The following is an 11,554-nucleotide window of genomic DNA, read 5'->3' as shown; positions in this document are numbered from 1 at the left end:
ATAAAAGTTGAGTCATTGCTGTTGAAGGGTTTGCTGTCAGAGTAATACCCTTCCGGTTTGGAGACGACGACGGGGTTGGAATGAATGATGTCGCCCAGGCGCCAGACTTCCATATCGCCATCATTATCGATGTCTACAGAGCGGGAGCGGTAACCCGGCTGATCTTCGCCGCGAATGTACTTCACCAGTTTGTCCGACTCCGACGCATTCACACCCAGATAGCCACTGTTGTTGCCTGTGAAGGTGGCAGAGACGAACGGTTGTTCCTCACCGCTATCAACATTGCCATTATTATTGGCATCCAGCCAGGTGAGAATGTGACGGCCAGTATTGGTCAGCGCCGTATAGTTTCTTTGACTGGTAACGTTGCTGACTTCCATCAAGCGTTTACGGGCATCCCAGACGGGTTTCAGATCGGTCAAATCCACTCTGCCGCCATCTGCTGTCAGTGTCACGCCGTTGTCGGAAGAGGTATATCGCTGAATGACAGTGGAATTACTGATGGGGTCGAAAGACAGGGTCACTATCCGGTCGGTTGCATAGTCATCGAGGGTGCGGTTCCCATTGGTGTCCTCACGGAAGTGACCTTTGGCATCAACAAACAAACTGTGAACCAGCCCAACCCAACTGATATCAATGTTATTGACGGTCACTTCGGGAAGAAACAGCCCCTGGATGGCTGAGCTCACACCGCTGGCACTGTTAGCCACCAGGGCAGCACTGGCACCGGAAGAGATGCGGCTGGCGATATCCTCAAGTATCTTTCCCAGCTGTTGACCCAGTCGGGCAGGGTTGCTGACGACAAAGTAATTATCAGGAATACCATCCGGATCCAGAGAGCCTGTCAGGTTGTTGCGGTTGTCCCACTCCTTGTCATCGGCGTCAGGAATGTTGTCACCGTTGGCGTCATGATTAGGCGTGCCATCGTTATCAAGGTCGTTAAAGCCACCGTACTTTGCTGCCATAAATAAAGGTTTTGGCAAACGATTGGAAACAGTCGCGTTTGGCGTGAAATTTTTGGTGACATCGGTAGGGGTTAACTCTGTGCCAGTGTTACTGAGGCATGAGGGCCCGTTGCCGCCTGTGGCTATGCGGTCTGACTCTCTGCAGGTTCGCATCAATAATGCCGACTCACTGTCACCATCATCGTAGCTCTGGTTTAACTTAGGGGTGTTGTTAATGTAATCGGAGTTGTATTCGGCATCCAGAACCATACCGCTATAATTCTGGACCCCCGATATGGAGTAGCCATACCTGAAACTGTTGGAGCCATTGAATGACGGGTCAAACAGACGCACGCTCAGATTATTGGTGGATGTGGTGATGGTATAAGAGGCTTCGGAGTCGGTATCACCATCTCCGCCAAAGGTTTCATCGGCCCAGCCTAAGCGCAAGGTAATGCTGTCAAGCAGGCCTGAACTGTCCAGGGTAAAGCTCTCTACCGTCTGGTCCAGATGACGGCAGGGGCGATAGAGTGTTTCGTCAAAACCATCTGCATAGTCAATGGTCTGGCAGATTGGGGTCAGTGACACAGTTTTGCGGTTGCCGAGGCCGTCAGGAACACCAAAGGTCAGTGTCGGAACTGTCTGAGCCAGTTCAACAGTATAAGTGGTAACCGTCTGGTTGCCCGCCAGGTTTGATCTCAGGTCGTGGGTTCGCGCGTAGTGTGCCAGACCGGCCATATAATAGCTGCCTTCATAGTGCGGAACTTCAGGACAAATACCCCGGGCATCAGACAGGCCATTCAGGTTTTTGGGTTCGCACTGTCGGATGCCACTGCTGCCGTTACTGCCGATGATGAAGGAGCCGGGAAACGAAAGACCAGGTTCAAGGTTACCGACATCATTGGTTAACCGGTCTAGTTGTGGGATCCCGGACGAGAGTATATCGCTAATATTGCTGTAGTCATCGCTATCGTAGGAGTTCTGTCCTGTCGATAACACAATAATGGCGCAGTTGGCACAGCGGCTATCAACCGTAAATGGATCCTGCCAACCGGGTTTTGGTAATCCCAGGTCCGAACTCACACTGTAATCGGTAGAAGGTCCGGATTCCCCTGCAAAGTAGCGGAGCGCTTCCAGGTAGATTTCTGACATGGGATTGCCCCAGTCTTTACAATTCACCGGGCTGCCAGAGCTGCAATTATATTTCTGGTCGGTGTAACTGTATTCCGAAATTCTGAAACGGTTGACGGTAGCCACCATGCCAGAATTGTTTATAAACTGCCCTGTGCTCTGATTGACTTCATCGCTGGCGAAAGAAATATTCTTGCGTATGACTCCGCCCTGAGTATTGCCGTCATAGCTGCCGGTAATGAGTCCAAACTTTACCTGGTCCTGATAGGTTTGAATCAGTCCCACCGGTTTTTTTGAGCTGCCATAGGTCTGGCAGCCACTATCGGTTGAGCCACTGTGACAGACATCGACCCTGACGTTGTAATCGGCATCCGATGAGCCCTGACAGCGAACCCGGTTTAAACCCGCCCAGTTTGGGTCATTGCTGCTTCTGACTCTCAACAGGGGAGCACCGTTCTGACTCTGGTTCAGATTACAGAGAGTAATGCTGGAAGTGTAAGGCGTGAAGTCATTGACATCCCCTCCCGTATAGATCTTGCTGAATGCATGGAAGTCGTAGGGGATTTCTGCCCTTTCCAGGGTAGTCAAGCCAGTGGTATCGGTCACTCTCATTCCGCCGTAGAGCACCTTACGGATCAGGTCGATCCGGGACATTGTCACCCAGTTTAAAAAGTTACCACTCCAGGGTGCGCCTGACGTGGTGCAGCTATGGCCATTGGCTCCTGTTGCTCTTACAGAAGGTTGAAAACGACTGCTGCTGTAGGTGTAGCACCAGTCTGATTCAAAATATCCATAGTAATCAATGGTGTCTTTGTAGGTGGTATCTATTAAGCCATCACCGTCTACATCCGTGTAGTCGCTGTAGGCTTTTTTGAAAAGTTCGTGATCAAAGGAGAGCGCAAAGAGCACCAGAGGGGGGGAGCTGGTGGTTCCCTGACTGGGAGTTGCAGCATAGTCCGAGGAGGCTGCAATGGCCTGTTGCGAGCTCAATGCTTGTAGCAAGCATGTCAGTAAACAGATTGTTAGCCAAAGCCTGTGTGAGAACTGTTTTCTGGCTGAAAAAAATGCAGACAGGCTGATCCCTTTTGACACGAACACTGTGAAAATCCTTTTATGCGAAGTTAACTCACCGTTTGTAGGTAGACTGTAACATGACCTGACTATTGAGGTTATCGACTGAAGCGAGCACGGTTACACGATAAAGCTTTGACCAGTCAGAAGGGTTGGCAGGATTGGGGCTGACCCCAAACAGGGTTCTTGGAACATAGCAGAGAAATTCTAAAATATAGCGGGCAGAGCTTCCTGAAGGCATGGTGGTGGCGGCAATGGTTTTGCCGGGGTCTTTCCAGAGCGCGGCGCTCTCCCAGGGACGGGCATGTCCGGCCCGACAGCTGATAATACTGTTGCGGTCAGAGCCACTGAAGCAGAGGCCGTTACTGCAATCACCGGCGAATGTGTTGATGTCATTACAACTGTTTTGATTTTTGATACAGCGTTCGGCCTCCAGCAGAACGGTTTCCGCAGCGACGAAAGCGGCCTGATGAGTCCGGTAGCTGGCTGACATTCTCTGCTCAAGGCTTGAGAATTGCACTGCTGTCAGGGTTGCCATCACCATCAGGGTAAGAAAGATCATGGTGTAGAGCAGAGCGCTCCCGTTTTCATCATGATGTCTTCTGATGCGGCTCATGATTCCCCTCTGTTTCTTAAGGCCATGGTCATGACGTATTCCTTTCGCAAAAAACGATCCGACTGAGCAACCTGTACACCATCAAAAAGATAGGTTCTTGGGGGCGCCGGTGAAGGTGCCGGAGCAGGGAGAATTTCTGTTTCACTGCGCGTCAGCAGATGAATGCGGATGGAGGTGGCCTGTAGCCAGTCAGCATGGCGAAAACTTCGATCACCGGCACTGATATAGCGGTTAGCAACCCCATCGTTATCGGTATCCAGACCATAATGAATTCGAATATCTTCAATACCATCCACGATGGCCAGCGCTGTGGGGTTGCCTGCTTCTTTTCTGAACAGGGTCGGCAGTCCGTTATCCGGTTTTACAAAATAACTCACAGATTCCAGCGGCTTCAGATAACCCGGGTTAAATGACAGAGCGCCGGTAGGGGTTGAACCATCATAACAACGAAAGCTGCCCTTGAGTTGATTGACACAATTGCTGAAATCGCCGCCACCGCTGGTGGTATGGGTGACTGTGCTGCCACTGATGGAACTCAGGGCTATCAGAGCTACCTGAGAACAGTCTTGACGGGTGATGGCAGCAGCATGGCCTACTGACAGGGTTGAGCCGATGTTGCGGTCCAGTGTCAGAGTCGATGTGGAGGTGTCATGGTGGGTTACGGAGAAAACAATGTCGGGATTAACCTTAAAGATCAGCAGGCTTTCCGAGGTGGCCTGAGCGTCCATCTTTGACCGGGTGTCAGAAAGGTTCAATCCCTGAATAGGTTGTTCAGCGGTGAGCCATTCATGGCTGGCACTATTTTGAAGCAGGGCATTTCCAATAGAAGTTTCTCTATTGCAGCCTGTGTATCCTGCTACACGGACGTCACTCGAAATGGAGCTTACGGCAATTCGTGCTGCTTCCTGCATCAGTCCCAGCTGAAAGTTCAATCGATTGGAATTATTGCTGCTCAGAAAGACCTGAGTGACTGAGGCAATGATCAAAATGCCCAATAACATGGCAATCATCAGTTCAATCAGGCTGAGTCCCTTCTGCTTGATGTGGTTCATGATTTATAGAGTGCTCCTGAGAATCACCTGGCGGCGGGTCTGCTGTCCTTTGCTGTCATCAAAGAAGATCGTGATGGTGTAGTTCCGGCCCTCTGGTACATCGGTTTTGACAATTGAACCGTCTGAATCGGGGAGCTGGGCGTCCAGAATGAACTTCCATTGCGCAATGTCATAACGGGCTAACTCAGCGGGTGTGCAATCTGCGGTGTCGCAATCATTAGGATAAGCAGCGGGCGCATTGCCGACACTGGCCGAATAACCGGGCCCGTTAAGTGCGTAGACCGGGTTGGCTTTGATCCTGTCGAGCATGTCGTAGGCAAGGATGTTGGATAGGGAATTGAGATAGGCAATGTTGTTGTAACTGATGCTTCGGGTCTGTAAAGCGGCCATACCTAAGAGGCCAGAAGCCAGAATGACGACTGTGATCAGAACTTCTACCAGGGTCATGCCTGCTTGGGAACGTCCTGAATTCATGGACAAACCACTGAGTTGGCGGAGCGTACTCTACCAGACAGGTTAATGGTAACACCTCTGGCGATCTTCGATGTTGTCAGACTGTCGCAAATAAGAAAGTTGCCTGAACTGGTGTTGTTGACGGTGCCATCTCCCTGAAACACGATTGGCGTGCTGTTACTCCAGGTAATTGAGGCGATAGATTCTATTGTCTGTGAGCGTCTCAAGGTATCGACTCCTGCGTCAAATACGCCGTTACTGTTTTCATCGGTGAAAATGACCCAGCCTTGACTCCAAAGGGTTGGATCTGCTGCGCAAGTAGTCCCGTCAGTGGATGCACAGGCGATGGTATTGCTGCCGGTTTTAACGGCTTCACTGCGGGCGTAGAGCAGGTTTGAAAGGAGGTTTTGCTGAATGTTTGAGAAACGAATGGTGTTCGAGACTTCCCTCAGTTGTGGCAGTCCCATGGCAACAATAATCCCGGCGATCAACAGAGTGATCATCAGCTCAATTAATGAAAATCCTTTTTCTCCAGGCTCAGGGCTGTTTTTTGCCCCGGGCTCAAGGCTGTTTGAGTGCCCCATGAGATCTGACCGGTTTTTAGCGTTTATCTGATCAGTTTAGAAGTGGATTTTGATGATTCGGGTGAAGGGGTAGAGAACCTGCGGAATTATTATCAAAGCAGCCAATGAGATAAAAACAGGGATGGTTTTTTGACAGGGGGCTAATGATTTCGGCCGCATGGCAGTTATAAGAATGAGATAACCCTTAAACTCTCGTTGAATCAGGTCAATGTCATGGAGCAGGAAAACAGGGATACCATCCGGCTGCTCATAGTGGATACTTCCTCTGAAGAAGCTGAGGCACTGCTTAATGTTTATCGGGATGCCGGATACCCGACCCGTGCTCATCATGTCACTTCTATAAAGAGTCTGGAAGAAGCTCTGTCTGGTCATCAGAAATGGGATTTGATGATTATCTCTTCAGCCGAGCTGCCAGAGGGATTAACGATCAGTTCAGTGCTTGATCGGGTTGACCAGCAGGGCAGGGACATTCCTTCGATAGTATTGTCAGAACAACCGGAAGAAGAACAGTTGCAATGGCTCAAGCTGGGAGTAAGAAGTGTTATTGCTCAAGACAATGATGAACTGCTTCTGCTGACTTCTGATCGGGAAATTGCCGACCTTAACGCCCGCCGTCACCATCGACTGATGAGCGTTGCCCTGAATGAATCAGAGAAACAGAGACGTCACCTGTTGGACGATCAGGTGGATGCCATCATCTATATCAGTGAAGGTCAGGTTAAATACTCAAACCCGGCATTCAATGAGCTGGTGGGTCTGGATGGCAATGCCAGTCTTCTCGGTAAACCCTTTACTGATCTGGTGGCGGGAAAAGATCGCAGGGAAGTGGGTGATTTCCTGAACAGTATCGAAGACAGTGGCCGGGCCCTGGCAGCGATTCAGTGTCCGTTGCTGGCAGTTCAGGATAATGAAGTGCCTGTCAGGGCTATAGTCAGTCCTACTTCCTTTGAGGGACGTTATACACTGAGTCTGCTGGTTAGGCTCCAGGAAACTGAAGAGGCCTCGGATGTTGAGCATAAAGACGTCGAAGTGGCCCGTCTTGATAGCGAAACCCATCTCTATGATAAAGAAGCTTTCAAAGAGCAGATGGATGTTGCCATGCAGAGAGTGGTTGCGGGTAAAGACCAGTTTGCCTTGCTTTGTATTACTCTCGATTCACTGCGTGCGCTTCATGCCAAAGGCGGTAAAAGAGTCAGCCAGCCCTATTATAAAGAAGTCAGTTCACGTCTTGGTTTGGAGTTAATAGAACATCAAGCTGCCAGTTGGAGCGGTGACTGTATCATGGCTTTGGTGAAAGCCAGTGATGAAAAGTCGGTGCGGGAATTGGCCGATCAAGTCATTAAAGCGGTTACACAAGAGACGGTCACACTGGGCAGCAATGAGCTTCCGGTCAGGCTGAGTCTGGGTAGTGTCATGCTGACCGATTCCAACAGTGATCCTGATACTCAGTTGGTCAGAGCTCGCCATGCTGCTATTCAGGCCCAAAAAGAAGGCGGCGGAAAACTTTGTTTCTATCAGAAACGTAAGGTTAATGCGGTCAGTTCGGTTGAGAAGCATCTGGCAGGAATGGTCAGCCAGGCTCTGAAAAATGACAATTTTAAATTGAAATATCAACCAGTGGTCAGTTTGAAAGGTTCTTCTGAAAAGCACTTTGAAGTTCAGTTGCGTATGGTGGATACCAGAGGTCGTGAACATGACTCAGTGACATTTAGAAATAAGCTGGACAAAAATGCTCTCTGGAGCAAAGTCGATCGCTGGCAGGTCATAGAAGCAGGAAAAGAGCTTCTGAGCAGAACCCAGAATAAGGATAACATCCGACTCTTCATGCATCTTGGCGGCAATGCCATTCTGGAGAAAGAGTTTTTGCCCTGGTTGGGCGTTGCACTCAAGGCGGCAGCTATGCCTGCTTCGTCGGTGATTGTGGAAATCAGTGAACAGAATATTGTCCGCTTCAATAAACAGGCTCCGGACTTTTTCAAGGCGGTCAAGGCGCTGGGTTGCAGTACCGGAGTGAGTGAATTTGGCTGCAGTTTGAACCCTATGGAAACCATTGCGCCAATGGCGGTGGATTATGTCAAGGTTGATCCTTCTTTCACTAAAGATCTAACCAGCGAAAATCAGGGTAAAGAACTCAAGAAAATGGTCCTCGCTTTATCGGAAAAGGGGCAGAAAGTGATCGTTCCTCAGGTTGAGAGTGCTGTTGAGATGGCCCCGCTGTGGCATACCGGTGTCGATTTCATCCAGGGCGACTTCCTTCAGGAGCCTGTGGAACATATGGACTTTGATTTTGAGGGGGACTTCTAGTGGCTGACGCAGCCTCCCCGTAATCAAGGAAGATTTTGAGTTTTACACTGACTGCAACATCGTTGAAAATAGCCGGCTCACAGATTGAAGATTAAGAGATCAGGCTTTTTAATGTCAGCAAAGCTCAATATCGTCATGGCCCAGCTTAACCTCAAAGTGGGTGATATAGACGGCAACACCCAGCGGGTGATCGAATCGGCTGAAGAAGCGCGTGATCAGCATCAGGCCGATCTGGTGGTTTTTCCTGAACTGACACTCTGCGGGTATCCACCTGAAGATCTGTTACTCAGGCCCAGTATGGTGTTGAGAATTGAGCAGGCTATCAGCAAGCTCGGTGTGGTCAAAGGTATTGATCTGGTGATTGGATTACCTGCCATGGGAGCACATGGTCTGGAAAATCAGGCAGTGGTCCTTAGAGACGGTCAGGTGATGGCCCGATACGCAAAACAACATCTGCCTAACTACCAGGTATTCGATGAGAAGCGCTACTTCATGTCGGGACATGAACCCTGCGTCTATGAGTGTAAAGGGGTAAAACTGGCTCTGACTGTCTGTGAAGATCTCTGGTATCCCTCATCCGCTCAGCAGGCTGCAGATGCCGGGGCGGAGCTGGTTCTGAGCCTCAACGCTTCCCCCTTTCATAAAGATAAACACACTATCCGTTACCAGACCATCCGCAACCGTTGTCTAGAAACGGGTCTTCCCGTGCTTTATGTCAACCTCCTGGGTGGACAGGATGAGCTGGTGTTTGATGGTGGCTCTTTTGCCATGAACGGCAATGGACAGGTCGCTGTCAGGGCCGATTACTTTGCCGAAGGTCTCTACAAAACCTGTTTCGACATAGCAGACAAGACGTTTGATCAGGAAGACGTTGCCGAGCTGCCTGGCCTGCACGAACGAGTCTACAATGCTCTGGTCACGGGAGTTCGTGACTATGTGAATAAAAATGGCTTTAAAGGGGTTGTGTTAGGTTTATCCGGTGGGATTGATTCTGCCTTGACTCTGGCCATTGCCACCGACGCTTTGGGCGCCGAACGGGTTCAGGCGGTTATGATGCCTTTCCGCTATACCTCAAACATGAGTCTCGAAGATGCCCGGGAAGAAGCCGAAATTCTGGGTGTCGATTATTCCGTCATGCCTATTGAGCCGATGTTTGATGCGTTTATGTCAATGCTGAGTTCTCAGTTTGAGAATACCCGAAAAGACACCACAGAAGAAAACCTCCAGTCCCGTTGCCGGGGCGTCATGCTGATGGCCATTTCCAACAAGAAAGGTTACATGGTCCTCACTACCGGCAATAAGAGTGAAATGGCGGTAGGCTATGCCACGCTCTATGGCGATATGTGCGGTGGTTACAATGCTCTGAAAGATGTACCAAAAACGCTTGTCTTTGAGTTGTCCGAGTACCGTAACTCTCTGGGTTATGTTATTCCGCAACGGGTGATTGATCGTCCACCTTCTGCCGAACTCGCACCTGATCAGGTAGACGAAGACAGTCTGCCTCCCTACGACGAGCTGGATCGAATCATCGAAATGTATGTGGAAGAAGATAAAAGCGCTGAAGCCATTATCGATTCCGGCTTTGACCGGGATACTGTCTATCGGGTGTTGCGTCTGATTGATGTTAATGAATTCAAACGTCGGCAGGCGGTGGTGGGGGTTCGTATTACGCCCCGCGGTTTTGGACGTGACCGCCGTTACCCGATTACCAACGGCTGGCGTCCGGGTATTTGATGGTCTGAACAAACCCGGACTACCCCGGTCGCGCTTATGCGTTTGCCAGAGCCATATAGGTCTGGTGAACCTCATCCAGTTGTTTAAACAGCTGCTCCAGCGAGCCGCTGTTATCAACCACGTCGCTGGCTTTCTCCAACCTCTGTTTACGGGAAGCCTGTCTCGCCATAATAGCCCGGGTTTGTTCTTTGCTCATGCCGTCGCGGCTCATGGTTCTTGCCAACTGAGTGTCTTCAGGAACATCGACAACCAGGATACGTTGGGTGAGCAAGTGTTGATCTGTTTCTACCAGAAGCGGCGAAACCATGATGGTGTAAGGAGACTCGGACGCTTCCAGTTCCTGAATAATCTGATGACGAATCAAAGGGTGCAGCAACTGTTCCAGCCATAAACGTTCGCTGTCGTCATTAAAAATAATGTCCCTGAGCTTTCTTCGGTCCAGAGTGCCTTCGTCAGTAAGAATATCCTGACCATGTCTTTCTGCAATTTTCTGCAGAGCTGGCTGACCGGGTTCCACCACTTCTCTTGAAGCCTGGTCCGCATCCACTACGGTAATACCGAGACTGGAAAAGTAGTCGGTAACGGCGGTTTTACCACTGCCGATGCCGCCCGTTACGCCAATAACCAACTTACTCATGTTCAGCTCACAGTCCCATAATCTGCAGATAAGATTGAACCAGTGTTTCTCCCCAAAGCAGGGCAATAAAGCCCGCAGCGGCCAGATAAGGCCCAAAGGGAATAGGGTTGCTCCGCTCCTGCTTTTTCAGGATGATTAGCACCACCGCGACAATCGTTCCCACCAGTGAGGACAGCAGAATAATCAGAGGTAGCATTTGCCAACCCATCCAGGCACCGAGTGCCCCCAGTAGTTTAAAGTCGCCGTAGCCCATACCTTCTTTGCCCGTCAGCAGTTTGAATAGCCAGTAAACAGACCACAGTGAAAGATAACCGGCAGCAGCACCCAGCACCGCGTCCTCTAAAGGAATCAATAACTCAAAGCTGTTGGCTAGCAGGCCCAGCCAGAGTAAGGGCAAGGTAATGCTGTCCGGCAGCAGTTGGGTGTCCAGGTCAATCATGCTCAATGCCAGTAGGGACCAGACTAAACAGCACAGTAAAATCGTCTGGAGCGTGGCGCCAAAGTAGATGCCAACAGCAACGGTCAGCAGGGCAGAGACTACCTCAATGATCGGATAGCGAACAGAAATAGAGGTTTTGCAGGAAGAGCAACGGCCTTTCAAAAACAGATAGCTGATAACCGGGATATTTTCCCAGGCCCGGATCTTGTGGCCACAGCTCGGACAGGTGGAGTCGGGCTTGATCAGGTTATAAGGTTCCATCTCAGCAGGAACCTTGTCCGGGTGAAGTGTTTCCAGACACTCCAGCTTCCACTGCCGTTCCATCATTACCGGCAGGCGCAGAATAACAACATTGAGAAAGCTACCAACCAGAAGGCCGACCAGGAGCAGGATGAGATAGAAATAAGTGGGTGAAGACTGGAGTAATTCTAAGAGTGCCATTAGTCAATAAATCCGGTTTTCTTAATATGAAAGTGCCGCATGTTCAGATCCAGAGACACATTATAATTTGATAGCAGCGACACTTTGGCTCATGGCTGTTTTCTGATCTTACTCTACTTGATTTTTGGATTCAGTGCATTCTTATGGG

At 50.1% G+C, this 11,554-nt stretch carries 9 protein-coding genes; 2 read left to right on the top strand and 7 right to left on the bottom strand.

Annotated elements, in window-relative coordinates; translation table 11 throughout:
• The 5 genes from KDK16_RS00665 to KDK16_RS00645 all read right to left on the bottom strand — a co-directional run.
• Nucleotides 1–3,077, bottom strand: a 3,077-nt coding sequence (locus tag KDK16_RS00665; RefSeq protein WP_257274235.1) for a hypothetical protein, incomplete at its 3' end; no start/stop codon positions are given.
• Between the two features lie 124 nt (nucleotides 3,078–3,201).
• On the bottom strand, nucleotides 3,202–3,762 hold the full coding sequence (locus KDK16_RS00660; RefSeq protein WP_257254783.1) for a PilX N-terminal domain-containing pilus assembly protein: 561 nt from the start codon (nucleotides 3,760–3,762) through the stop codon (nucleotides 3,202–3,204).
• Nucleotides 3,759–4,814 (bottom strand): PilW family protein, encoded by a 1,056-nt coding sequence (locus KDK16_RS00655; protein WP_257274234.1) that lies wholly within the window; start codon nucleotides 4,812–4,814, stop codon nucleotides 3,759–3,761. Before KDK16_RS00655 ends, KDK16_RS00660 begins: the two co-directional genes overlap by 4 nt.
• A 3-nt stretch (nucleotides 4,815–4,817) precedes the next feature.
• A complete protein-coding gene (gene pilV, locus KDK16_RS00650; protein ID WP_257253235.1) occupies nucleotides 4,818–5,288 on the bottom strand; it encodes a type IV pilus modification protein PilV in 471 nt (156 codons plus the stop codon).
• Entirely contained in the window at nucleotides 5,285–5,851 is a 567-nt protein-coding gene (locus KDK16_RS00645; protein WP_257274233.1) for a GspH/FimT family pseudopilin, read from the bottom strand. Before KDK16_RS00645 ends, pilV begins: the two co-directional genes overlap by 4 nt.
• A gap of 213 nt (nucleotides 5,852–6,064) precedes the next feature.
• Here KDK16_RS00645 and KDK16_RS00640 point away from each other — a divergent pair, with 213 nt between their 5' ends.
• On the top strand, nucleotides 6,065–8,155 hold the full coding sequence (locus KDK16_RS00640) for an EAL domain-containing protein (RefSeq protein WP_257253151.1): 2,091 nt from the start codon (nucleotides 6,065–6,067) through the stop codon (nucleotides 8,153–8,155).
• Between the two features lie 111 nt (nucleotides 8,156–8,266).
• Nucleotides 8,267–9,889 carry an NAD+ synthase gene (locus tag KDK16_RS00635; protein ID WP_257253150.1) on the top strand — a complete coding sequence of 541 codons (1,623 nt, stop codon included), beginning with the start codon at nucleotides 8,267–8,269 and terminating at the stop codon, nucleotides 9,887–9,889.
• 34 nt (nucleotides 9,890–9,923) lie between these two features.
• On the opposite strand, the gene coaE is transcribed toward KDK16_RS00635, so the two are convergent.
• Together coaE and KDK16_RS00625 are read right to left on the bottom strand one after the other, a co-directional pair.
• Nucleotides 9,924–10,526, bottom strand: coding sequence for a dephospho-CoA kinase (gene coaE, locus KDK16_RS00630; protein WP_257253148.1), 603 nt, complete (start codon nucleotides 10,524–10,526; stop codon nucleotides 9,924–9,926).
• Between the two features lie 7 nt (nucleotides 10,527–10,533).
• The gene (locus tag KDK16_RS00625) at nucleotides 10,534–11,406 is read right to left on the bottom strand and encodes an A24 family peptidase (protein WP_257253147.1); all 873 of its coding nucleotides are present in this window, start codon (nucleotides 11,404–11,406) and stop codon (nucleotides 10,534–10,536) included.
• Between the last annotated feature and the right edge of the window lie 148 nt (nucleotides 11,407–11,554).

This window comes from Endozoicomonas sp. SESOKO4 (genome assembly GCF_024606275.1).
The sequence above is the reverse complement of the archived record's forward strand: the minus strand, read 5'-3'. Positions and strand labels throughout refer to the sequence as shown.

Bases quoted from the DNA above. Each gene is read 5' to 3' on its own strand.
- KDK16_RS00660 (WP_257254783.1), bottom strand. From the start codon at position 3,762: ATGAGCCGCATCAGAAGACATCATGATGAAAACGGGAGCGCTCTGCTC.
- pilV (WP_257253235.1), bottom strand. From the start codon at position 5,288: ATGAATTCAGGACGTTCCCAAGCAGGCATGACCCTGGTAGAAGTTCTG.
- KDK16_RS00655 (WP_257274234.1), bottom strand. From the start codon at position 4,814: ATGAACCACATCAAGCAGAAGGGACTCAGCCTGATTGAACTGATGATT.
- coaE (WP_257253148.1), bottom strand. From the start codon at position 10,526: ATGAGTAAGTTGGTTATTGGCGTAACGGGCGGCATCGGCAGTGGTAAA.
- KDK16_RS00640 (WP_257253151.1), top strand. From the start codon at position 6,065: ATGGAGCAGGAAAACAGGGATACCATCCGGCTGCTCATAGTGGATACT.
- KDK16_RS00645 (WP_257274233.1), bottom strand. From the start codon at position 5,851: ATGGGGCACTCAAACAGCCTTGAGCCCGGGGCAAAAAACAGCCCTGAG.
- KDK16_RS00635 (WP_257253150.1), top strand. From the start codon at position 8,267: ATGTCAGCAAAGCTCAATATCGTCATGGCCCAGCTTAACCTCAAAGTG.
- KDK16_RS00625 (WP_257253147.1), bottom strand. From the start codon at position 11,406: ATGGCACTCTTAGAATTACTCCAGTCTTCACCCACTTATTTCTATCTC.